Annotated in this window: 17 protein-coding genes; 6 read left to right on the top strand and 11 right to left on the bottom strand. The window is 59.9% G+C overall.

Annotation, left to right across the window (positions count from 1 at the left end; all coding sequences use genetic code 11):
- Positions 1-80 precede the first annotated feature (80 nt).
- Positions 81-1,076 (bottom strand): LysR family transcriptional regulator, encoded by a 996-nt coding sequence (locus tag FA94_RS35340; RefSeq protein ID WP_081936299.1) that lies wholly within the window; start codon positions 1,074-1,076, stop codon positions 81-83.
- Positions 1,073-2,506 carry an MFS transporter gene (locus tag FA94_RS35345; protein ID WP_035560774.1) on the bottom strand — a complete coding sequence of 478 codons (1,434 nt, stop codon included), beginning with the start codon at positions 2,504-2,506 and terminating at the stop codon, positions 1,073-1,075. Before FA94_RS35345 ends, FA94_RS35340 begins: the two co-directional genes overlap by 4 nt.
- A gap of 86 nt (positions 2,507-2,592) precedes the next feature.
- On the opposite strand from FA94_RS35345, the gene FA94_RS35350 reads away from it, so the two are divergent.
- Both FA94_RS35350 and FA94_RS35355 read left to right on the top strand, forming a co-directional pair.
- Positions 2,593-3,258, top strand: coding sequence for a helix-turn-helix transcriptional regulator (locus FA94_RS35350; protein WP_408306659.1), 666 nt, complete (start codon positions 2,593-2,595; stop codon positions 3,256-3,258).
- 128 nt (positions 3,259-3,386) lie between these two features.
- Positions 3,387-3,644, top strand: a complete 258-nt coding sequence (locus FA94_RS35355) for a hypothetical protein (RefSeq protein WP_035560779.1) — start codon at positions 3,387-3,389, stop codon at positions 3,642-3,644.
- Between the two features lie 88 nt (positions 3,645-3,732).
- Here FA94_RS35355 and FA94_RS35360 read toward each other — a convergent pair whose 3' ends face one another.
- The 5 genes from FA94_RS35360 to FA94_RS35380 all read right to left on the bottom strand — a co-directional run bounded on the left by FA94_RS35360 (position 3,733) and on the right by FA94_RS35380 (position 10,679).
- Entirely contained in the window at positions 3,733-4,956 is a 1,224-nt protein-coding gene (locus FA94_RS35360; protein ID WP_035560782.1) for a winged helix-turn-helix domain-containing protein, read from the bottom strand.
- A 116-nt stretch (positions 4,957-5,072) separates the two neighbouring features.
- Complete coding sequence (locus tag FA94_RS35365) at positions 5,073-6,803, bottom strand: FAD-dependent oxidoreductase (protein WP_035560785.1); 1,731 nt, start codon at positions 6,801-6,803, stop codon at positions 5,073-5,075.
- Positions 6,804-6,891: 88 nt separating this feature from the next.
- A complete protein-coding gene (locus FA94_RS35370) occupies positions 6,892-7,884 on the bottom strand; it encodes a DedA family protein/thiosulfate sulfurtransferase GlpE (RefSeq protein WP_035560788.1) in 993 nt (330 codons plus the stop codon).
- Between the two features lie 366 nt (positions 7,885-8,250).
- Positions 8,251-8,502, bottom strand: a complete 252-nt coding sequence (locus tag FA94_RS35375) for a hypothetical protein (protein WP_035560791.1) — start codon at positions 8,500-8,502, stop codon at positions 8,251-8,253.
- A gap of 500 nt (positions 8,503-9,002) precedes the next feature.
- Positions 9,003-10,679 (bottom strand): methyl-accepting chemotaxis protein, encoded by a 1,677-nt coding sequence (locus tag FA94_RS35380; RefSeq protein ID WP_035560794.1) that lies wholly within the window; start codon positions 10,677-10,679, stop codon positions 9,003-9,005.
- Between the two features lie 299 nt (positions 10,680-10,978).
- Between FA94_RS35380 and FA94_RS35385 the strand changes: the two genes are divergently transcribed.
- The 4 genes from FA94_RS35385 (at position 10,979) to FA94_RS39960 (ending at position 16,811) form a co-directional block, all read left to right on the top strand.
- Positions 10,979-12,967: a sensor histidine kinase gene (locus tag FA94_RS35385; protein WP_051981094.1), complete on the top strand. Its 1,989-nt coding sequence runs from the start codon at positions 10,979-10,981 to the stop codon at positions 12,965-12,967.
- Positions 12,968-13,441: 474 nt separating this feature from the next.
- On the top strand, positions 13,442-15,187 hold the full coding sequence (locus FA94_RS35390; protein ID WP_081936300.1) for an ATP-binding protein: 1,746 nt from the start codon (positions 13,442-13,444) through the stop codon (positions 15,185-15,187).
- 116 nt (positions 15,188-15,303) lie between these two features.
- Entirely contained in the window at positions 15,304-16,518 is a 1,215-nt protein-coding gene (locus FA94_RS38380) for a TniQ family protein (protein WP_081936301.1), read from the top strand.
- A 2-nt stretch (positions 16,519-16,520) separates the two neighbouring features.
- On the top strand, positions 16,521-16,811 hold the full coding sequence (locus tag FA94_RS39960) for a DUF3732 domain-containing protein (RefSeq protein ID WP_081936302.1): 291 nt from the start codon (positions 16,521-16,523) through the stop codon (positions 16,809-16,811).
- A 138-nt stretch (positions 16,812-16,949) separates the two neighbouring features.
- On the opposite strand, the gene FA94_RS35405 is transcribed toward FA94_RS39960, so the two are convergent.
- The 4 genes from FA94_RS35405 to FA94_RS38970 form a co-directional block, all read right to left on the bottom strand.
- Entirely contained in the window at positions 16,950-17,948 is a 999-nt protein-coding gene (locus FA94_RS35405; protein WP_035560805.1) for a PoNe immunity protein domain-containing protein, read from the bottom strand.
- Positions 17,949-17,959: 11 nt separating this feature from the next.
- Positions 17,960-19,468: a hypothetical protein gene (locus tag FA94_RS35410; RefSeq protein WP_035560807.1), complete on the bottom strand. Its 1,509-nt coding sequence runs from the start codon at positions 19,466-19,468 to the stop codon at positions 17,960-17,962.
- A complete protein-coding gene (locus FA94_RS35415; RefSeq protein WP_035560810.1) occupies positions 19,465-22,299 on the bottom strand; it encodes a type VI secretion system Vgr family protein in 2,835 nt (944 codons plus the stop codon). The genes FA94_RS35410 and FA94_RS35415 overlap by 4 nt, the downstream gene beginning before the upstream one ends.
- A gap of 1,360 nt (positions 22,300-23,659) precedes the next feature.
- The gene (locus FA94_RS38970) at positions 23,660-24,478 is read right to left on the bottom strand and encodes a hypothetical protein (RefSeq protein ID WP_156126775.1); all 819 of its coding nucleotides are present in this window, start codon (positions 24,476-24,478) and stop codon (positions 23,660-23,662) included.
- Positions 24,479-24,717: the final 239 nt, after the last annotated feature.

Consider the following 24,717-nt stretch of genomic DNA (forward strand, 5'->3'; position numbering starts at 1 on the left):
TCGCCCACGCCGATCTCTACAGGATCGCGTGGGCGTCGCGCCGATTTCTGTCACAGCGCCCAAGCACTCAACCCCAAAAATTAACCCACCACCCTCTCGCATTGCCCACCCTGCGTCGAATCAACCACCGGCCACGGCGGCGAATCAACCAACCGCGTCGCAACCGTCCTAACCACGCCCGGCGCCTTTTCAAACACTTCCGCAAGCCAGTCGACAAACGCACGCACGCGCGGCGAAATCTGCCGGCTTTTCACATACGTCACCGACACCGCCACCGGCGCAGGTCTGCACTTAGGCAAGACTTCGATCAGCTGACCCGAGGCGAGATACGGCGCAGCGGTCGCGCGTCCCGGCTGAATCAACCCCAAGCCTTCGAGCCCGCACGTGAGATAGGTGTGCTCGTCGTCCACCTGAATGAAGCCGCTCACTTTCGCCTTGCTCGCGCGCGCCGCCACGCAGAAATCGAAGTCCATGCGCCGACCGGATTGGGCCGACAACCAGTTCACCGCGACATGGCTCGACAGATCGTCGAGATGACGCGGCTCGCCGAAGCGCGCCAGATACGCCGGGCTTGCACAGGTCACGCGATCGAGCCAGCCGAGGCGACGCACGAGCAGACGTGAATCCGGCAAGTCGCCCAACTCGATACTGCAATCCACGCTCTCGCCGGTCAGATCCAGCGCGCGATGATTCACGCCAAGCGCCAGTTCCACATGCGGATGCAGCGCATGAAACGAGGCCAGTTCGGGCACCACGACCGACGCCGCAATCACACCCGGCATCGCCACGCGCAACCGGCCTCGCAAGTTTTCCGGCTGGTTGAATAAACCCGACTCGACCTCTTCGATCGCCGCGAGAATCTGCGCGCAGCGTTCGTAGTACGCGGCGCCTTCGGTGGTCAGCGTGACCTTGCGGGTCGTGCGCACCAACAGTTGCACGCCGAGCAGCGACTCGAGCGCCTGCACGGTCGTGGTCGCGGTGGCGCGCGGAATTTCGAGCGATTCGGCAGCGCGCGTGAAGCTGCTCGTATCGACGATGCGCACGAAAATGCGCATGGCTTGCACGCGATCTATCACGATGCTTCTCCAGTTAAATGCGGCTCGGGACGCTGACGCGTCAGACCGACCGCGAGCAGCGGCGCGACGGCAAAGATGGCGAACAGCCACACGGCAGTGTGCTGAGCGCCAGGCAGCGGGGCTAATGTCGTGAGTCCCGCGCCGTTCGCGACGAGCCCCGCGAGCGCCGAGCCGACCGCCATCGCGAAGAGTTGAATCGTGGTGATCGACAGCGACGCGAGGTTTTCCTCGCCGGGCCGCGCGGCGGTGAACACGCGTGTCAGCAGATGCGGCCAGCCGATGCCCACGCCGAGTCCAACGCTCGTCAGCGCCGCGCACAGCGCCAGGGTTCCGCCGGTGCTGTCGAACAGGTCGGGCATCGGCATCAGCCAGGCGAGCGCGCCGAGTCCCAGCGCCTCGACGAGCGGCCCCGCGCGGCTCATGCGCTGCGCGACCGAAGGGGAATGTCCGGCGCTGAACATCGAACCGACCGACCAGCCCGCCGCCATCAACGCGGTTAGATAACCGGCCGCGAGCGGCGAGCGGCCGTGAATCGTCTGCAGGAAATACGGCACGAAGATCTCGCAAGTCACGCCGATGCCGAGCAGGCTCATGCATGCATAAATGCTGCCGATGCGCGTACGAATCGAGTACGAACCGCTCGGCAGCAGACGCGGGGTGTCGTCGTGACGTTCGAGTCTTGCGAGCAGCCACACGAGCCCAAGACCCGCGATCACGCCGAGCGCATTCCACACCATCTGCTCAGTCAATGCAGCGAGCGAAATCACTAGCACGGACGCGCCGAGCAACGTGGCCTTGAGCAAAGGAATCGGCGCGGCGGCTGCGCTCGACGCGCGCTTACCGTCCACCTCGCGATGCACGATCACGGCGAGCAACAGGACGGCCGGCAACAGCACCCAGAACGCGAGACGCCAATCGCCGAGTTGCGCGAAGACGCCGCCGAGCGCCGGCCCGCACAACGTGGCGACGCCCCACATGCCTGACACCAGACCCATCGCGCGAGGCCATAGACGCTCCTCGAACACGACGCGAATCAGCGCATAGCTGAGCGCGAGCAGAACCCCGCCGCCGAGCCCTTGCAGCGTGCGGCCGGCGAGCATCCACGGCATGGACGGCGCGCTCGCGCAGACCACGGTGCCCAGCGTGAAGACGGCCAGCGCGCTGAAATACGCGGAACGTGCGCCGAGTACGGCAAGCAGACGCATCGACAGCACCGACCCCAGGATCGATGCGACGACGAACAGCGTGGTGTTCCACGCATACAGTTCGAGCCCGCCGATGTCATGCACGACCGACGGCAGAATCGTCGTCGCGACATGCACGTTGGTGGCATGCAGCGCGACGCCGCCTGCGAGTCCCAAGGCCCGCCAACCATTACTCCCGGTGAGCAGATCGCTCCATGCCGGCGCGTTCGATTGCGGATTTTTCATATCGTGGACAGCCGTTCGTGGTTGACTTATTATGCAAGGATTGACTTGGATAATAATGTGGCCCGATGAGATATGCAAATGAAAGCTTGGATAATTCGCCTGGCGCTGCGGCCACTGTGACGAACGCGGCGCCGGTGGATCGCATCCTCAATCTGTTGAAGACGCAGGGGCCGTTGTCTACTGCGTCGATTGCAGGCGAGCTCGGCATTACCGTCGAGGCGGCGCGTCAGCAGATTCAGAAGCTGCTGGGTGGCGGGCTGATCGAAGGGCGTCAGGCGTCGCAGGCGGGACCGGGGCGGCCGAGTCAAAGCTGGGCGCTGACCGAGGTGGGCCACGCGCGCTTTCCGGATACGCATCCGCAATTGACGGTGCAATTGCTCGGTTCGATTCGCCAGTTGTTCGGCGAAGCCGGGCTCGACAAGCTGATCGATCAGCGTTCGGTCGAAACGCGCGCGAATTATCTGGCGGCGTTGAAGCCCATGAAAGGACTCAAGGCGCGACTCACGAAGCTGGCGGAAATTCGCAGCGCCGAAGGCTACATGGCCGAGTTGCAGAAAGACGGACGCGACTGGCTGCTGCTTGAAAACCACTGCCCGATCTGCGCGGCGGCGCGGACTTGCCAGGGCTTCTGTCGTGCCGAGTTGCAGCTCTTCGCGGAGATCGTCGGCGAGGAGGGCGTGATTGCACGCGAGGAGCATGTGCTGGCCGGCGCGCGGCGATGTGCGTATCGCATTACGCCGGGCAGGCAATGAGCTAGATCGGGTTCGCCCCGATCACGAATAGACGCGAACGCGCGATCGGTATATAACAAGGTGCAAGGATGGCTTGTTCACCGAGGCATCAACAAACAGTTACCCGTCAACAGGAGCGAAGTTTCATCATGACGCAAGACGTTTCGCCAAAGCCGCCCATGGGCGATCGGCCCGACCTGGAACACCTCGACGCAGCGCTCAGTCACGTGGATCAGCAGGTCTCTTCCGGCAGCATTGCATCGGGCGCCGCGAAAGGCATTCTGTATAGCCTGATCGAAACGCTCGGCGCGTTTGTCGGCGATCCGGATCTGCCGGAACACGCGCGTTCGGGTTACGAAGGGCTGCTGGAAACCGCGCGCGAATTACGCGCCAGGCTGGATCACTGAAACGAACGCGTCGCTGGATCTCGGCGACTCATCGGCCCACGAAAAAAGGCGCACTGTAAAAAACAGTGCGCCTTTTTTTCTGCTCTCGTCACGCTTCCACGCTATCGCCGACGTCTAACGCCGCAAGCCATTCCGGCGGCGCCGACGTGAACGCCAATTGCGGCGTGCCATGCCACTCCGCGCAACGTTGCAACGCACGGCGCAGATCGCCGGCAAGCCGGGCGCTCAATCGCACGCCGGGTTCGATATGCAGCGACTTCAGTTCGAACACACCCTGGGTACGGTGCGCTTTCGCATCCACGCGGCCGACCAGACGGCCACGGCTCAGCAGCGGCAACACGAAATAGCCGTATTTGCGCTTCGCCGCCGGCGTATAGCACTCGATCGCGTAGTCGAAATCGAATAGCGCAGCGGCGCGCTTGCGGTCCCACACCACCGGATCGAACGGCGACAGCACGGTCGTCACGGTCGACGCGAGCTTGCCGTTTGCCGCGTCGTCAAGCATCGCCGCGTAGTCGCGATGAACGAACGTGTCCTGTTTCCAGCCTTCCACTTGCACCGGAATCAGCTCGCCCTGATCGGCGAGCGCATGCAGTTCGTCGCGATACGGGCGGCGCGGCAGACGGTAGTAATCGGCGACCCAATCGGCGCGCGCGATGCCCAGCGCGCGGCAGGTGCGGCGTAACACCTGGTCGGTGACCGTGTGGGCGGGCGGCAGATCGCGGGCGTCGTCCCAGTCGGGCAGCACGCGTTCGGTCAGATCGTAGACGCGGTGAAAATTGCGCCGCTCGGCCACCATCAACTGCCCGATCGCGAACAGCACTTCCAGGTGGCGTTTCTCCGGTTTCCAGTCCCACCAGCCGTTGCCCTTGCCGGCTTCACGCGCGAAATCCGCGGAACGTACCGGACCCGTCGCGCGGATGTGCGTGAGCAGCGCGTCGATCGCCTTGCGATGTTTTTTGTGCCACTCGGCCGCGTATTTCCAGCCCATTCCGCTCGGATCGAGCATGCGATGGCGCAGCAGGCCGTAGTCTTCGGTCGGCACGAAACAGGCCTCATGCGACCAGTATTCGAACAGCTTGCCTTCGGCGAGATGCTCGTCGAGCCATTGTTGCGGATAGGTGCCGAGCCGGCTGAACAACACGAGATAAGGGCTGCGCGCGACCACGTGGATCGTGTCGATCTGCAATTGCGCCATGCGGCGAATCGTGTCGAGCACGTCGGCTTTGACGGCCTTGCGGCGCGGCGGGGTCAGCAGGCCTTGTGCGGCCAGATGCAGCGTACGGACGGTGGAGAGCGGCAGAGTCTTCACGCGGGCGTCGATCAGTGAGTGACTGCGAAGAGAACGGACGCGAGGTCCGGCCAGGATCAGCAGTCACTACTGTAGCGTGAATACGGCAGACGAATCGGCGCGAGCGGCAGTGCTCCTCAAGCGCCCAACGCGACCGCTTCCTCCGCCGAAGCGGCCAGCAGTTGATGAATCTGCGCGACCACCGCCGCGCCTTCGCCAACCGCCGCCGCGACCCGCTTGGTCGATCCGGCGCGGGCATCGCCGATCGCATACACGCCTTCGACTGTGGTGGCGAGATCGCAGACGGATGCTCCGTCGATGTTGGTGCCGGTGAGCACGAAGCCCTTCTCGTCGAGTTCCACGCCGCAGGTGCGCAGCCAGTCGGTATTCGGATCCGCGCCGGTGAAGAGGAACAGATGCCGCGTGTCGAAGTGATCGGTGCCGTCGGGTAAAGGCTTTTTCAGGCCGACGCGCGCGAGACCGCTGTCGTCCGCATCGAGCTGCCCGATTTCCGAATGCGGATGCACGAACACGTTCGGCAGCGAGCGAATACGGTCGATCAGATAGCGCGACATGGTCGCCTCAAAGCCGCTGCGCCGGATCAGCACGTGGACCTTGGCCGCGTGCGTCGCCAGATAGACGATCGCCTGGCCGGCCGAATTGCCGCCGCCCACCAGCACGATTTCCTGGCGCTTGCACAGCTTGGCTTCGACCGGCGACGCCCAGTAGTACACGCCGCGCCCATCGAAGCGATCGAGGCCCTCCAGCGCCGGCCGCCGGTACACCGCGCCGCTGGCAATCACGATGGTGCGCGAGGTGATATGGCCGCCGCACTTGAGCTCCAGCCGATACGGCGATTCCGCGCAGTTCAGCGCCTTCACGTTGACCGGAATCGCGACGTGCGCGCCGAATTTCTGCGCCTGCACGAACGCGCGTCCCGCCAGCGCCTGCCCGGAAATCCCGGTCGGAAAACCGAGGTAGTTTTCGATCCGCGAGCTCGCGCCCGCCTGGCCGCCGGGCGCCCGGCTGTCGAGCACGATCACGGAGAGACCTTCGGAGGCCGCGTACACCGCGGTCGCGAGGCCAGCGGGCCCAGCGCCGACGATCGCCACGTCGTACACATGCGAGTCGTCGAGATCGGGCAGCAAGCCGAGGCAGGTGGCCAGTTCCGGCATGCTCGGATGACGCAGCACCGAGCCGTCCGGGCAGATCACCAGCGGCATGTCTTCTTTCTGCGCGGCGAATTGCTCGATCAGACGCAGCGCGTCTTCATCGCGTTCGTCGATCACCGAATGAGGATGGCCGTTGCGCGACAGGAAACCCTGCAACATGACGAGCCGCGCGTCGCTGCTGTTGCCGATCAGAATCGGCCCGCCCGCGCCCTTTTCGATCAGCGACACGCGCCGCAAAATCAGCGCGCGCATGATGCGCTCGCCCAGTTCGGCTTCGGCGACGATCAGCGCGCGCAACTGGTCCGGCGGAATCAGCAGCGCTTGCACCGGGCTGAGCGCCATGCCGTTGACCAGCGCCGGCCGGCCCGACAATTGACCGACTTCCGCCAGAAAATGCCCGGCGCCATGATCGGCGATCACCACTTCGCGGCCAATGCCGTCGCGCTGATACACCTTCACGCGCCCTTCCAGCACCACGAACATGCCCGGACCGGTGCGGCCGGTTTCGAACAGCAGCTCACCGGCTTCCCAGTTGCCGATCTCGCCGAAGCGGCGCAGGCGTTCGATTTCCGCGCCGGTCAGCGAGGGAAACATCTGGTGCATGCGCGTCGCCAGATTCGAAAACGGCGCGTCGGCGACGATCGCCTGCGGTTGTCCTTCAGTTTCTTGAGTCGAAACGTCTTGAGTCGAAAGCATTGAACCGCTCCTTCGGTGTTCATTGATAGATCGAACGGAGGCGAGCGGCGCGGCGCGCCCACGGCGCCTGGACGGATGCGCTGCCGCGCTACACGGCCTTCGGCGCGATGTCGTCGACCGTGATCTCGGGCGGCGGCGTGTCGGGCAGCGCCTCGACCGGCTTACCCGAGTCGCGCCAGGCTTCCATGCCGCCGCGCAACGGCAGCACGTCGGAAAAGCCGGCCTCGTTCAATTGTTTGGCCATCCATGCAGCCGAAATCTCGTTCGGGCAGGAACAGTAAATCACCAGCTTCTGATCGCGCGGATACGTGGCGACGATCTCGTCGAGTTGCCGTTCGTCCGCGAATTGCGAACCCGGAATCACGAACGGATCGAGCTTGCGCTTCTCTTGCGAACGGATGTCGAACATGACCGGTGTTTGGCCCGCCGCGACGAGCTTGGCCAGCTCATCGACCTCTATACGTGCGGACGCAAGCTTGGAAATCAACTGGCGACGGCGAATCCACCGGTAAGCCGCGTACAGCAACAGCAGCCCCACGGCCACCAGCGCGGCCGTGCGGCCGAGGCGCCCGGCCATGGCGAACAGCATGTCGATCTGCTTCGCGAACAACGCGCCGATGATCAGGCCCGTGCCCGACCACAGCGCGGCGCCGATGCTGTCGTAGGTGAGAAACGTGCGGTAGCGCGTGCCCATTGCGCCGGCCATTGGAATCGACACGATCGACAGGCCCGGCACGAATTTGGCCACCGCCAGCACGCGCACGCCCCAGCGACCGAAAAAGCGTTCGGTCTTTTTCACGCAGGTATCACGCGACAGCGACAGGCGGCAGATCGTTTTCAGCGTGTTGCCGCCGTACATACGCCCGGCGAGATACCAGACGCTGTCGCCGATCAGCGTGGCGAAGATCGACAGAATCAGAACCGGCGCCAATTGCGTCCCCACCGAACCCGGGTGCATGGCCGCCATGGCTCCGAACAGAACGAGCGACGGCATCGCCGGAACCGGCAGCCCGATGGAGGCGGCCAGCACGTTGACGAAGACGAGCGCCGGCCCATATTGCTCGACGAGATCATGTAGCATCGGCTTACATCCGCAGCCCTTTCGGGAGCGGCGCAGGTAGGGAAAGCAAAGGAGAATGCAAGGATTATGGACGTATTTTCAAGACGTGCAAACGTCAGGAAACGATGTCCTTAAATTCGTAGTTGAAAGCGGAGCGGTGATGCGCCGAAAGCTTGAAAGCGCGAATCGCCAATGCGCTGTGAACCATCTGGAAAGGGGTATCGCGCGCTCGCGTGCTTCACGCAGATACGGAAATAATGCCCGATTAACGTGAGCTGCCGTCACGCTCGAATTACATTACCGGAAAGCTTGGCCAACTTGCCATTGCGACAGGCGACAAACAACACGCGGCAGGGCGTTTTACCGCCGCTGCCGCGTGCTTGAACTTCATTGACGATGATTGTGCTGTTCGCCCGGCAGTTCGGCACCGTGCGCGCGGATCGCGGCAATCAGTTCGGCCGGCGTGATTTCGTAGCGCACTTCGCGGTGTATGCCTGGCTTGCGCTCGTCGACTTCGACCAGAAGAATGCCTTTGCCGTCTTCGGTCGATTCGAGGCGCAGCGAGCGGAGTTCGCGCGCCGTTGCGTCGTCGTATTCGGTGAGCAGGGCCATTGACCCGGAGGACCCGGTAGTGCGCATCGAAGTTGTCCTTGTTCCGTTGTGTTGATGAACCATTGTACGGGCAGGATAGCGTGCCGTCTGTCACGCCATTTCACGCCTCGCCGTTTTACCCGCCCATCTGCCAGCTTACCCGGACACCGCCGCGCGCGTTGCCTGGTGCGGCTCGCCGGGCAGTGCGTGTTGCGACGCACAGCTTGCGCAACCAGTTTAACGCGACTCTTCACTACGACGGCTGCATTTTTCGTGCCCCTGGACGGTGCAATCGTTCTCCCTCGCTGTCACGCGGGTGACGTGCGCGCCGGTTATACGGGCGGCTCCCGTATCTCCTCACCGTTCGCGATGGTTGCGCCACGGAAAGGTCGGGGCGCATCGCCAAAAAAATAGCCCGTCCATAAATGGACGGGCTGCTAAACGCCGTTGTTACTCGGGTCAGCCGGCCCGTGCAACTAGTTGGGCGCTGACGAACACATCGTGCCCCTTCAATAGTGGGCTGTCGAGGTGGGAGTAACGCCGATCTATCAGAACAATGTCGCTTCTTCCTGCGCAGCGTTGCGCTTCGGTGCGGGCGTCGAAGCAGTCGCCGCGTCCTGCGTGCGTGGCTGATGGCCGGGCGTCGCGGCGCGTTGCGCGGGCGTGGCTTCGGCGACGGTGAAGAGCCGCACGGCTTCATCCAGCACGTCGGCCTGTTCGGCGAGACGTTGTGCGGTGGCCGCCGCCTGCTCGACGAGCGCGGCGTTCTGCTGGGTCGCGCCGTCCAGATGCGAGACCGCCTGATTGACCTGGCGAATTCCTTCCGCCTGTTCGCTGCTCGCATTCGCGACTTCGACGATGATCGACGACACGCGGCTCACCGCCTCATCAATCACTCGCATCTGCGAGGTCGTGCGGGCAACGAGCTCAGTGCCCACGGCGACTTCGCTGGCGCTCGCCTCGACCACGGATTTGATTTCCTTCGACGACGCCGCGCAGCGCTGCGCCAGCATCCGCACTTCGCCCGCGACGACCGCGAACGAGCGGCCCGATTCGCCGGCGCGCGCCGCTTCGACGGCGGCATTCAGCGCGAGGATGTTGGTCTGGAACGCGATGCCGTCGATCACGCCGGTAATGTCCGCAATCCGTCGCGACGCCGCCGTGATGCCGGCCATGGTCTGCTCGACCTGGCCCGCGATCTGGCCGCCGACCGCAGCCGCCGCCTGGGCGTCCTTGGCGAGATCGAGCGCGCGCACGCTGGCGTCGGCGTTCGCTTGCACGGTGGTGGTCAGTTCTTCCATGGTGGCCGCGGTCTCTTCGAGCGAAGCCGCCTGCAATTCCGTGCGACGCGCGAGATCGACATTGCCGCTGGAGATTTCGCGCGCGTTGTCGAGCATGCCGGTGATTTGTGCGCGCACGTCGAAGACGATCGCCGCGAGATTCGCCTTCAGTTGATTCAAGGCCTGCAGCACGTCGCCGAGATCGTCGTGGCGCGCGATCTCCAGATCGGCGGTCAGGTCGCCCGCGGCGAGACGCGTCGCGAAGCCCGACATGTCGCGGATCGGCGTGGCGAGCTGGTGCGTCAGCACTTGCCACAACATCACGCTGAGCGCGGCGGTGACGCCGAACGCAATCCAGAACGGCACGGGCGGCACGCCTTGCCATGCAGCGAAACCGGTCGCCAGCAGCGCGAGCGGCGTCAGCGCATAGCCGATCGCCGCGCGCGTCGCGACCGGCAGACGCATCAGCGCCTGAATCCGGCCGAGCACGCCGGTGCGTACCACCACGCCGCGGCGCAGCTTCAGGCCGCGCGACTCGCCCGCGTTCATGCGGGCGTAGAGCGCGTCGGCGTCGCGCACGGCTTCGCGTTCCGGTTTCACGCGCACGCTCAGATAGCCGACGATCGCCCCTTTCTCGACCACCGGCGTGACGTTGGCATGGACCCAGTAATGGTCGCCGTTCTTGCGGCGGTTCTTGACGAGCGCGGTCCAGGGACGGCCGTCGCGAACGGTCGTCCACAGATCGGCGAACGCCTCGCGCGGCATGTCCGGATGGCGGATCAGGTTATGCGGCTGGCCGATCAGTTCTTCGCGGGTGAAACCCGAGACGGCGATAAAAGCCGGATTGCAGTACTGGATACGGCCGGTCAGATCGGTCGCGGAAACCAGCATTTGCGACGAAGGGAATTCGTACTCGTGCCCGGTAACAGGCTGATTGTTGCGCATGGCGTTCCTTGCTCGTGCTACCCGCAGACAGGTTGCGGTGCTTACGTGGTTGCAAGGTTTAACGGCAATTTAACGGGTTTCCTTGAGGGTTTTCCCAGTAAACCGCTCAGGTTTATGCCACCTGCAGCCGTTATTGCAGGGTTGTTCATGCATTTCGCGTAGCTGTCGATACTGTCGGACGAATGTGGCGAGCTGCTGCAAAAGCGCTACACTTCGGCCGTATAAGGCTTGCAAAACCCTGTGTCCGCCTCGTTATCGTGGCGGCCTGCCGGCTTGATTCACGCTACCTAAGCGAGTCGATGCAGAAGATCCTCGATCGTACTCAGGCGTCTCTGGCGCACGCGTTTGCTTCGCTCGAGAAAAGCGCGAAGCGTCAACAACGGGTGTACCTGGCGACGATCGCCTCGCTGATGCTGATCGTGGTCGTCTTCGCGCTCGCCCTCGCGGTGATCGGCGCGAGCAAACAACTGGACTACCTGCATACCTACGCCGCGCAGAATGCGGCGGAGTTTTCGCTGGTGCTGCATCGCGAGGAATCGTTTCTGCGCCGCACCGAGTTCACGCTCGATTTCTACCAGACCACCCCCAACGTATTGCGCGTACCTGATGCGGTCGAAGACTCGATCCGCCAGACGGGCGTGGCGCGCGGCGATGTCGAGCGGATCAACGCCGGCTTCGACGTGCTGACCGGCGAGGCGACGCGAGCCGCGTGGGGCGACGAACTGGGCACGAAACTCTGGCGCCTTTACGAAGCCGCGCAATCGACGCTGGTCACGCAGCAGGCGTTCGAACTTCGTCAACGCGCGGTGTTGCTCGGGCTGAGCGAAGACTACGCCGCGATTTTGCCTTCCGTCGTTCAGCTGTCCGCGAACGGTTCACCCGCTACGCCGCCGTTGCAAGCGGCGGCCGTGGGCACGTTGCGCGCGACCCTCCTGCACGAACTCCAGACGCGGACCGGCAAGCGGCTGCCGGGCAAGGGCGAGCGGGTCTGGCTGGGTCCGTATCGCGACCCGCTGCAAGGCATACCGGTGATCTCGGTGGTCAGTGCCTACTATGATGCGGACGGCAAGCCGGTCACGCTGATCGCGATCAGCATCCCGGTCGAGACGCTGCCGGCGCGGCTGAAGTGGCCCAACCGCGAAGGCGCGATGCTGTTGACGATGGCGGATTACCGCCTGATCGTGTCCTCGCCGCCGCTCGACGCACAGCGTGTGGCCATGCTGCAGGGCGTCGTGGCGCACACGCCGCCCGACACCAACCGCTATACCCGCGACGGGGTTATTTTCTACGAGCCGCTGACGCCCGGCTTCGGCGCGCTGGTCGGCTATGTGACGTGGCGCGGGCTGGCTTCGGCGCTTGGCTGGCAACTGGCGGTGCTCGCCGTACTCACACTGCTGATCTTGCTGGCAATCGCGCTGACCGCTCGTTTCTGGGGCTTGCGACTGTTGCGCGTCAGCTTTGTCGAGACATCGCGCGCATTGGAAAGCGAGACCATCAATCACATTCTGGTCAGCGCGACGCCGATCGGTCTGTGCATCGTCCGGCAGAGCGATCATTCGATTCTGACCGCGAATGCGTTGGCCAGAGAACTGCTGCATATCGAACCGGGCGGCGAGCGCTTGCCGTCGCATATCGTCGACGAGTTTCACGCGCCGGCGCCGGATACGCCCTCTGCCAACGCGTTTGCGGAAATCGCCGCGTTCGTCGTGCCGGCCTTGCCCACGCAGGCCGCGCAGGCCGCGCAAACGCCGCCGTTGCCGGCCGCGCATCCGGACGATCGCGCCGCCGCGCCCGGCCGGTTCCTCCAGGTCACGTATGCGCTGGCCCGCTACGACGAGCAGGACGTGCTGTTCTGCGCGATTCTCGATGTCACCGCGCAATATGAGCTCGAACAGCAATTGCGGCTCGCGCAGCAGACCTCGGAAAACATGATGCGGGCGCGCTCGAATTTCTTCGCGTCGATGAGCCACGAAATCCGTACGCCGTTGAATGCGCTGCTCGGCAATCTCGAACTCTTCGCGCGGACGCCGGGACTCGACGCCCATACCCAGCGACTCGCGACACTGGGCGTGGCGGCTAATGCGTTGCGTGGCATCGTCAACGACATCCTCGATTTTTCGAAGATCGATGCCGGCGAGATGCGGCTCGCCGCCGAGTTGTTCCGGCCCGTGGACGACCTCGAAAACATCGCGCTTTCCTATGCGCCGATGAAGGCGGACCGGCCGATCCGCTTCTACTCGCATCTGTCGCCAACCCTCGACCAGCCGCTGCGCGGCGATCGCACGTGAACTGACTAAAAACTCTCTGCAAAAACCATTCAAAGTCTATGCAAAAACTTCCTCAAAGACCAATATCCTCGCGGGTTTGATGCGCTATCGATTTGTCGAGCAAGGTGTCAAATTTTCGCTAAAGATTTGATGTTCCGATGTGGTCAATGTAAGAAATACTCAACGCAAAAAAGTCCCGAAAAGCCGGTGCCGACGTGCTTTGCCCGTCAAAAAGCAAACCAGTGTGTGTTTCTCAATCTCATGTGCTAACATCTTGGTCGAGGTCTATTGACTTCTGTTTGCCGCCGGGACCCACCCGGCAAACGGGTTGGCTGCTCGTTTAAACGGAAGGTGCGCAGTAACTATCGTTGTAACCCGTCACAGCCGCTACCAAACTCCCCCTGACCTCATCGGGCAACTCGTCCGAGCACATTCATTTCTTTCGACTTGTGGATATCGCCGCAGCTTCACTGCGTTCGCGTTATTGGGGATTCAATGCACCAGCAAAATTTTAAGGACCTTCCGTCTGCGGGAGACGCTGACCACGCTCGCACTTCAAGCGCGCTCTCGTCGCTCCAGAGCAACAGTTTTGAATCGATATCCTCCACCGATGTCGTCCATCAAAGCTCAGCACCTGACGCCGGTACCTTTATCGAGAATGGCTGCATCTTTAAGTGGGCGACATACCGACCGGAGGTAGGACCGTTTTCGGGCAACCCATTCGTCGAAGCGTTGCCTCCATTGATTGATAGCGAGGCCACTTGGAAAGTGCTTCGTCATTTGCCAAAAATGCGCAATCGCGAATTTTTCGCATCACAACTCCATCACCGCATCGAGGCTCTTCACGACATTGAGGATATTTTCGTCCCCACTGACAACCACGCGGAAGAGTTGTCGTCGGTGATGACATTGGTTCGGCGCGGATACAAATACCGAAACCCAACCGCGCCTGAGGTAATGGCACATATCTATAGAATCGCGCAGTGCACCGAACACGAGTGGAGAACCGGGTCGGCACAAAGGATGCTGCAGGCCCGCAGTCCCTCGGGAGGCGCTGCTATGGGTCGTCTGCTTTTCGGACCCACCGGCGCGGGAAAAACAACGCTTGTAAATCGGATTACACGTTACATCGGAACGATACCGCTTGTGCATACACACATCGGGGGACGCAAAACGAAGGTCGTGCAACTGCCGTTCATCTCCGTCCAATGTGAGCAGGCGTCCGACCTTAAGGCAATGGTCCGAAAAATACTGGAAAAGTTTGACGCTGTACTCGGAACCGACTATGCCCGGCTGACGCGCAGCGCTCAAACTCCTCTTTGGGCGCATTTGTCCCAACTCTACCGAGCAGCGACGTCAAACTATCTTGGGTTGTTGGTTGTTGACGACCTACAGCGTCTGAAAGCATTTGACGAAAGAACCGAGGCGACACTCCAAGCGTTCTCCACGTTCATGCAGGCTACTGGCATTCCGATTCTTAGCGTCGCCACAAATGGAGTCGAGTCGCTCCTCACCTCGCACATGCAAGAGGGGCGCAAGTTAGCCGCGCGCGGGCATCGCGAATTGTCGCTGCTTCCACTTGGCGCCGAATTTCACAAGCTTTGTTTGATGATGTGGGAATACAGGGTGAGCCACTCGAAACTGCAGATGCCCGCGTTTTTTCCCTTGGCGATTCATCACCACACGCAAGGCTTCCTACATGCTGTCTGTTTGCTCATTAGCAACGTTTTTGAGCTGATGGCGAAATTGAGCGACGAAGCCGAGATGTCGGCTGCGATGATTGATACATGTGCGGCCACCCTCATTGGATACAACCCTTCAATCAGCATCCTGCGCGAAATGGCCGCAGGTAAGAATCCAACTCAGGAACAGTACAAGCGATTTGAACATTTATTGCCGTATCGGCGAGAGAAGATTCAAGCGCTCCACGAAGCGCAGGAACTGCAGAGACTTGAGGAGCAACGGGCTGCCGGAGCTGCCCAACGGAAGGCAAAAGCCGAGGCTGCGCTCGCGAAAGTAAAAGAAGATGCAGATGCAAAAGCCAAAGGCGGCCCCGGAACTGCGAACAAGCCGAAAAAAAATATCGCTCAGAAGCACCCCCTATCGGGACCGAAGCAGAGAAAAAAAGATGTAGCACCTAAAGAAGCGCGAAAAAAGAGGGCGACGTCGAATACGACCGAATCATATTCGTACGAAGCGGCAGTCAAACGGGGGCTCGTGCGAGAGTCACTCGACGACTGAGCTGGTCGACTTCCGCTCGGCGTCGAGATTTCAGCACCCGTTTAAGCAGGTGTTCGAGGCGTCCTTCAAAGTTGACCACGAGCGACCTTCAATGTTGAATTTCTCCCGTTATAAAAATGGCCAGACAACCTCGCAAAGTAACCATTCTGAATCTTCCGCCATTTCTCCCAGGCGAAACGATTCTTGGACACTTCATTCGTATCTGCATCGAGAACTGTGTGCTGCCGCTTGATGCAGGTCGAGCGCTTTTCGGGCGTAGCATCATCACCTACCCCTGGACTTTATCCAGAGGACTAGAGCACTTTTTTGAGAAAACCGGGGGGATTCTCGGCGATTCGCAATCTATCATCGAAAATCAAACTATCTTCCCCGTAATCGCCCCTTTTCTCCCGGAGCAGCATCGGAATCGATGCATAACAGACATGAGGACTGTACCCGAGGGTAGAAGCTCAAACAACGTTTGGCGCGGAAAAACGCGCGAAGAGATGAAGTGGTGCTTCCAGTGCATCGAAGAAGATACGCGGTGCTTCGGTCACTCATATTGGCATCGAGAACATCAGTTCGCTCTAGCCACCAGATGTCTGAAACACAAGACACAGTTGTACACCGTTTGCGGAGAATGTTCGGGCTTCCTGCACAAAAGCGTCAAAACCAAGCTGCCAACGGTGGAATGCACTTGCGGAAAACCAGCAAAGCGTTATCACATCCCGGGAGCCGACGACCTTGAGGGTACTTTATCTGAGCGGATTCATGAGGTTTTTCACAATCTTCTTGCAGACCCTGTATCCGAACGTGAGTACCCCTTCATCGCGGCTGCAATGCAGGAGCGCGCGATTGAGATGGGATTGATGAACGACAAAGGGCTTCAGATGGCGGAGATGAAGCAGCACATCGATAGCCTCAACGCCCCGAATTTCTTTCGTACGTTCGCTTGGCGTCGAGAGCGTCGCTTTACCGCTATCCGCCGCCACCTTTACCACGGAACCCTCTCTCCTGAGCTGGAATTTAACGTAATCATGATATCCGTGCTGTTCGAAACGGCAGAAAATTTCCGCGATACTGTCAGGCGAAAGTCTGAAGCGTCACAGCTTTCTATCAACCTTTGGGAAAAAGTCGATGGTTGGGGCCGGGAAACGGCTGAGCTTGATACTCGCCCTAACATTCATATTGGCGCGAAAAAAGTAAGAAGCGTCCAAGCTCAAGAGCGTGACATCCGTTCTAGTGAAATAATCCAGAGAAATTACGAAAGAGAAATGCTTTCTTCGGAAAAACCGAGACGGTTGACGTATCTCATCCCTCGCGCGAGCATCTCCCTGTCTTCAATTTTCTAGTCATAGACCAGCCAAGTCAGGTTTATTTTCCGAGTGCGGCTACTGGAGCGAATCAACTCGATGCCAACAAGGCAGGATTGGCTGAGCTGCGCCGGAGTCGCGATGCGGACTTTTTGGCAACGAAGCGAATCTTCGAGACTCTGTCTGAAGGGCTGCATGCAACCGACCATAAGTGCCAAATCATCGTGCTGGAACATGCAGACGACACCATTTGGGGAACAGTGCCCAACACAGTCGAAGTCGCCAACTGGAAGGCTCGTGATGCCGGTCTAATCCCGACGTCGTGGAAGTAAGCTTCCGGAGTTCAATTTTGATACACGTCACATATCGGCGCGGTCGGCAAATCCTTGAAGGGACGTGTATCTTCACCGAAGAACGCTCGTACGGGGACAAGCGCTACATCGTGCAGCACTGCAACGACTGACCGATTTTTAGGCCTTGCGTTCGAATTCCCAGAGAGCGGATTGCTGACGGTATATCCCGTTTTTGTCCGGCGCGAAGATGTCTGGCATACGTTCCCCTTCGGTCACCATCACGCCAGGGACATTGTGTCCAAATGCTTTCCAGATGCCGGTTTCAGGGCACGTTTGCCCGGTGCGTACAGCCAGCGCCCCTGCGTCAGGCGAAACAGGCGGTATCGACGTGCGGTTTCCGCCCTCGCGCGCAAAATCGACCAGGTCTTTCGGGTAGACGATGTGGTGGCGAAGGGACGTGTCGTCCAGTTCGCGCAAGTACGCAACGGCCGCAGCCTCAATTGCCCAATAACCAAAATAGGCTCCGCCGCGTTCCGATAAGTCGAGGTGCGCGTCATGCCAAGGAACCTCCTTCATCGACGCATACCACTGCTCAAGATATGCGTTGAGGTCAGCGAGGCTCTCTTCGTCGGTATCCCCGTAAATACTGTTGATGCAATCCCTGTATGACTCGTGATACCACTGGTCGACGTCTACCCGCCCTTCCAAGCCATAAGCAAGCAGGTCTTCATACAGCGCATCCTGTGCCCGAAAGATACCGTCTTCAAGCGCGGCAATGCGTGGCAGCAGGTCGCGTCGATGGAGCAGGTGGCATAGGCCAATCAATTGCATCGCCCTTTCGTAATCGGCAAGTTCGTTGAGGAGAAACGCGGGCCACTGCCCGTCTTCGCGCGCGATGCGCTGGAGCACCGCGTACTCTTCGTAAGTCGCGACTACACTTTCCAGCTCGGGAGGCATGGACTCGATGGGCTCGCCAGCCGTGTAGCGGAGCAGCATGAGCTCAAATTGCTCCTTCGCGCGCCACGACGCCGCTATCGCCCGCTTTGTCTCTTCCGTACCATTGGCCGGGAGCGTGTGCTTCCACTCCTCGATTGATTTGATGTGGAAATCCGAGAGCCATTTGAAATACTGCTCGCTGATAAAGCGTTGTCGTTTGCGAGTCGAAAAATCTGCCATTGGTTGTGTTCCTATAACGCTTTATGCAACGACGTTTCTTTACGCCTCACTGCTTCCGCCACTTCCAATTCACGATAGTGATGCGTTGGCGGAATATCGTGTTCACCATGGTCCTGCTCCTTGCCGGTAAGCAACGCTTCTTCGTGCTTCACCGCACATGGCAGGTAAAAGGGGACATAGACGATATGTCGGGCATATCCGCCTTTCAGAATATGTATTGCCAGGCCGGTACCAACTGCTCCTTCCAGGTTCTGTGAAATCCAGTCTTCACTCATCTGGGCAACCTTTTTACCTACAGGCCTGCTTGCTGTGTTCGCCGGCGCGTTGGCCGGCGTGGTGGTTCCAGTCTTGACTGGTCCGTTGCCGCCCTTCTTCTTCCCCCCTGAAACAGGGGGCGGCGCAACGCCAGCAGCATCCACCGGCGGCTCAAGCAACTCGTCCGCTCTAGGGCGCACTGCGTCCTTGATGCGTGACGCCAGGCCAAGCTTCGGCGTCATATTCCGCTTTCCTTCCGGGTCCTTCATCGGCTTGTCGACCTTCGACGACTTCGCCTCCACGATAGCAAACGGCTTCCCTTCGTTCGTTCCCGGGTTCGCGCGCCAGACGCCATCAATACCGTGACCTCGTGGCCGCAAATCGAACAGCTTGTTCAGCTTGCCGTGGTCATTCAGCTTCCCCGGCACCTCAGCGCCCGGCTCATGCGACCATTTGCCGAGCAGCCCCTGGTCGTGCGCGTCCCACCCCTTTCCCCAACCAAGCGTCTCATAGCAATAATAGTCGGCGATGTGCTCGCCGAGGATGCCGGTGATTCCGTTTGTGATGTCGGCCACCGCGAGCTTTGCATTCACGACACCCGGACTCGACGATGCAGACGGCCGGTTGTGCCCCTCTTCGGCCTCGACACCCACCTTGCCCGGCTTCTCCGTTTCTTTACGGCGCTCGAGCGTCGTCTCTGCCGACGAGTTCGGCTGCTTTTTCTTCCAGTGAAGGAGCTTGCGCTCCAGAAACTGCGTCAGCCAGTACGGAAGGTTAGTCTCCACCCACACAAGCGCCTGCCTGAACGTAGCCTGCGCGGCGACCGGCATTTCCTTGAACAACCATGACTTCTCGATGTGCTCACGGGCACCAGTCAGCACGGTCTTGAGACCCGACGCGTCGAACAGCTTGTCGACCAGTTCCTCGGGGCTCGTGTGGACCCCTGCACGCTGCAGAACCAGCCGAAGGATGTCGAAGAGGAGCGGACCGTAGATGTCGGACTTGTGATTGACGAGACGGAACGTGCGCTTCACGCCGGCGCCAACTACCGGCACCCATCCGACCACGGCAAACACGAGGTCAATGCCTGCCTCGACTTTGACCATCTCGTCGGTACTGTCCCGACAGTTCCACACCGTCCAGACACTCTCGCTAGTGTCGTACACGTTCTGTGCGACGTAGAAAAGCGGGAACGCATTCGAAGCCATCGACAGGCCAATCTGCTCAACCGCGTCCTCAATCGCCTGTTGGTCGTTATCGCTCATTGCACGTCCGGCCGGCCAGAGAAACGGTTAAAAAGACTTGCGAGATTGTCGTGAGTGATTCCGTCATGACCCGCTGCGTGGAGTTCCTTCAGAACGTCGTCCGGCGCAAGGTCCGTTGCCGCTGGAAGCGGTGCCCGGGTGAAGGGACGTGCATCTTCACCGAAGAATGCTTTCACGGGACCAGGCGGTACATCGTGCAGCACCGCATAGCCATTCGCATCGAGCTTGCCGGACATCACCCCGCCGTTTTCGAACATCACCTTGTACGGCGCATTCGGCACAGGCTTCAGCGAATCGTCGGCGAGATTCAGTTCAAGCTTGTTGTGCAGGTCCCCCTTCGGCAACACCGGGAGGTCATAGTTACCCTGCGTAGGGCCATTGAACGAATGCTGGCTGCCTTTGACGTCAATTTTTCCAGGGGCGTGAATTTCGATGTTTCCGCCTGAGATGCGGATATAAGCACCGCCCGAAGTCAGCAGGATGTCCTGCTTCGCCGCCATTTCGATTTTCTCGGTCGCGGACAACAGCTTGACCGTTTTCTGCGTGGTCAACTCAACATTGTCATCATGGGCCCGAATCTCGACCTTGCCCTTTGCGGCAAAGAACTTCATTCCGGCATTCTGCGCAAAGAGACTGATGCTCTGCGCGACGCTCGCGATGAGCGACTTGCCGGTCGCAATATGGGCACTCTGGCCGCTCACGATATTCAATTGCTCGTCAGCGGCGATGTGGGCGGTTTGCTGCGTTGACAGCCCGATGCCGGTTGGACTGGCGAATAGCATGACGGGTTGCTTGAACGCATTCGCATTACCGCTGCCGCCACCTGCTGTCCGACCGCCCGACGTCGCACCTGAGACGCTGTCTTGCGTGGCCTTGGAAAATGTCTGCAGTGCATCGTGCCCATCCTTCAGGCTCGCAGCCTGATGCGTGGCACTGGCGTTCGACAACGCGTCGAGCACGCTATCTGCATTAGCGAGCTGTTGTTGCGCCTGCTGCACTTCGAGCTGCTGGACCGCACTTCCTGTGGCGGGGTAAGTCGAGACATACAGTCCTTTCCCAGCCCTGATGGCGCCGTAAGCATCGGACTTCAGGTCGAAGCCGCTGCCAAGATAGTTGCCTCGGGTGTTGCCCGTCTGCTCGATGAGATAGCCCAGATGCAAACACGCGTTGGTGCTCGACGAATACAGGCGGACGCGATTCTGACCGGTCGCATCGTCCATTACCATCTCGTTAAAACCGCTGCCCTGGTATTCTTTCGACCGGTAGCCTGAGAGCAGCCCATTTGAGTGCCATTGCGGCCTTGTCGCACCGTTGTATACGCGACCCGTCACAATCGGGCGGTCGCAGTCGCCCCCGACCCAGTCAATGATGACCTCTTCGCCAATGCGCGGAGTATGAACAGCACCGTATCCGCCACCGGTGTCTGAATAGGCTGCCCGCACCCAGCATGATGCTTTCTCGTCGCCATCGTTCAGCCGGTCCCAGTGCATTCGCACCTTGATGCGATTGAGCACGTCGGTGTAGACCTCCTCATTTGCCGGCCCGACCACGGTCGCCGTCTGCAGGTACATGGCAGGTCTGTGGTGCTCGAGGGGACTGTGAAACGGCACGGCGCGGCGCTGAGCTTCGATTTCGACCAGAAAGAATCCTTCGCTGCCGTCGGCATGAGGCACGACGTGCATCGTACCTGTCACGGCGTGCGCGGCGCGCTTCGCCCCAAGCTCGTGCTTTAGGCTATGCGGAAAATCCGGCGCGCGGCTGGACACCGGAAGATTGTTCTCGATGAACCAGGCCGTATCGATAATCGCGAACTGCCGGTCCTCCTCGCTACCCCGGTCGTGCTCCGGATGGTCGACCAGTTCGAACCAGCGGCCGGCATCCATCCGCCGCACCGCACCGACGCCGTAGAAACGCTTCGCGCGCGATTCCCATTCTTCCATGCGGACTTTGGAGAGCTGGTCGCCACGCTGCTGCTCGCCATATGTGTATGCGCCGGTGTATTCATACACCTCCGCCTGCTGGGGCAGGTTGCCCTGACTGTCCAGCGTGGGAACGCTCGTCCCCTTTGGATTGCCGGTAGTTGGTGGTGACTTGTAATCGAACGTACGGGTCGTCAGCGTCGTACTCTGCAGGGTGCGCGTGCCGCTCCACTGCACCAACGCGTCAGCCTCGCTGCCTGTGCCTGCACGATAGAACGACACGGTCTGCGGCGATAACGCCGGCAGCGAAACCACGCTGTCCGTGATGACAAGCCTATGAGACTTGCCATCCGTCGCCTGTTCGAAATAGCCGTACAACCCCTCGGCCTCCGTCAGACGATGAACGAAATTCCAGTCATCTTCGTACTGGACACAAAAGGAGCGCGAAGCAAGCCGCGCTTGCAGGTCAAAGCGAAAAGCGCCTTGCGCCTGCGGATGCATATTGAATACATCGGTCAGAATCTCGTCGACCGGTTTATCCTGCCAGATTCGCGCATCTTTACGGAAACGCAGGAAATGCATCCATGACGCAAATACAATTTGATAGCTGGTCAGGCCACTCTCTGAGCCCAGACGGCGTGCTGTATGGACATATCCGTGATGCGGCAAATAAGATGCATCACTCTGCTGGACCCATAAAGTGACGGGCTGCGCAATCAGCTTCTTGAGTTCAATACCATTGGATGTTGAAACGATATCGACTGTGAACTCGTATTGACGACCGAGCCGCGAGCGGGCCACAACACGCTGCGGCAACAATACATTGTTGCCAAGCGGGGTGTCCAGCTTCAAAAGCCGGTTCTGCTGAACCAGCCTGCCAGATATTGCTTTGATTATGTCCTGCGCGCCCATACCGCCTCATCTTATGGATTTACAGCGCAGACGCGCTCCGCACGATTTTACAAAACATCAGATGAAATTCACAGCGTCAAAATGTTAAACATCATGGCAGGCGACATTCGTTATCCGGAGAGACTGCCAGTCATGAATTTAACGACACCTTCCATCATTTTTCTGTCACGAAATAAATTTCGAGATTGCCGGTTTCATATAAAAAGCGCGCTAAGAGCTTGGACCCTTCGTTCTATGCAACATGAATAGAAGGCAGTCGAACTGGAACGCGTCCGAAGTACAGACTGCCGGGGAAAACGCGATTCGATATTGAACCGGTTCGTGCGGGGCGTAGTCGTGTCGCTGGAAAGATAATCACCGCAACGTCGCACGGTGCCGTGTCGGAACTCAGGCGACATCTCTCCTTCGTCTTTGATTGCGGCAAGCTCGCTGTAAAAATCTTACGGACAACGGCTACGACGTCATCACCATCATTCATAGGAATTGGTGCATGCTTGATGCGCGGGACGTTGCCGACAACAAGCCATGCAATCGCGCAACGCCAAGTCGCGTTCGCATCAAAGCGAGTGGCCGGGCGCCCATATTCGAACACAAACACCGTCAGAGTGTCGCACCCGGGTAGGGGATAGTCGCGGTACAGGTCGCACGCATTCGCGTGTGAATGGATACCGCCTGCAAGTACTAGAACGTCAACGCCGTCAGCGAGCGCAATCGGTTCACTGCGGCCGGCCCGGAGCGATGAACTCGTGATGCAGGTCCGAGGCTATTTGCAAGCGCATTTGCTCTGCCTATTAAGTCACAAATCTTACGGCGGGCCCGCTCTACATACACCCTGTCTAGTCGTAGCCAGCTATTACCTTCGCGAGCCGTCGAGCAGTGTAAGTTGCTGATTTGAAAGAATTGGCCGTATAAACCTCAAATTTTCGATTTACACGGCCAATTGGGGCCAAATCATCATCTGCTCAGCGTAGAGGTAGTCCCTCTAGCTCCGCGCCGTAAAGACCCATGCGCCGCGTTGCTTCCATCATCCTATCTAGCCCCGCCCGTTGCCGGACCTTGCTCCCTTCTTCATATGCTAGCAAGGCCGCCATTGAGAACCACCGACGGCCATCTCGCGTGCGCCGTATTGCCACCAACTTGCCGTCCGGGCCAGACCATCAAAACACTCGCGCGACACACGCAATACGAGCGCCGCTTCGTCGCTAGATAAGTATGTGGAGCCAAACGTAACGCGGCCCCGCGCACGCTTCATCTTGCGCCCTTTCATCTGACTTCCCGTTAGTCGACGTTGCTGAGTCTCGCGTCGTTGCATAGACGTGGCGCACACGTACCGCATCAAATCTACGCGGCAAATCGATGCTCATAGTAGGGCCGGTCGGCGCGTATGCGTATTGTCATCCGCATGTCGCAAAATTTTCCGGACAACGGTAACGACGTCATCACCTTTGTCGACGCGTACCTGCATCAGGTCAACCCTAGGAGAGTTGCTGGTAACCACCCCAGTATGTGCCAGCCCCCTGACAACAATCACGTCGAGCCTCGCCTCAATCATCTCGTCAGGTTTCCCTGCAGTGCTTCGGGAAACGAAAACGGTCGCAGTCTTAGCTTGACAATATGGACCGTCTGGTCGCAAATATTCTCCCCCTTGGAGTGCCTCAAGTGCTCGACGCCATACGCATTTGCGAGGGTCAATCTCGGTTACGCCGGTGCAAACAATAGGCAACTCAATCCCATGAGCGAATTCACCCGCACATATTTTCACGATAGTCCGGGAATATTCTGATGCCCAGCCTCTGGCAACAATCAGCAATTCCCGATAGCTGTCGTCGTTTGCCAGAGCCTGCAGCGGTGTAATGGCGCCCAGCGCGCCATTTGCAGAGGTCAGAAAGTGGAAGCGTGAGTTCGGTGGAGCAGGCCATAGAATTCGACTCACGTACGCCAGTCGGCGCACATTGTGTTCGGCGGCGACGTGCAACCTGGGGTAGTAAGCCTTTCCATCAACTTCAATGAAAAACACACTGCCGCTCGCGTTCAGACGCGCCAGTTGATTTGACGTGACTCCCCGCTGTCGACGAAATTCATCCTCGGGCAGGAGTTCGCCGTCGCGTATCATCTGTCGACGCGCTTGCAGTGCATCGCGCAGCATTTTTTCCAACCAGTGCGGTGTCGCGTTACGCATGATAAGGCGTGTCCTATCTCGCTGCTACGACGTAAATCTGTGATTCGTTGGGCCAGCGGACAGGACGACCATCCGTTCGCTTACATACACTACGTTTGCATAACCTTCTTCGCGAAGCTCCGGCTCGTCGGGATATCGAACTTCATATGCACGGCCCGCATAGCAGCCCCGCTGGTACGTCCACGCGGAGGTGCGTATATACACTTCCCGCACCTCATCGGATTCGTCGCTCTCTGCAT

This window comes from Burkholderia sp. 9120 (assembly GCF_000745015.1).
Lineage (GTDB): Bacteria > Pseudomonadota > Gammaproteobacteria > Burkholderiales > Burkholderiaceae > Paraburkholderia.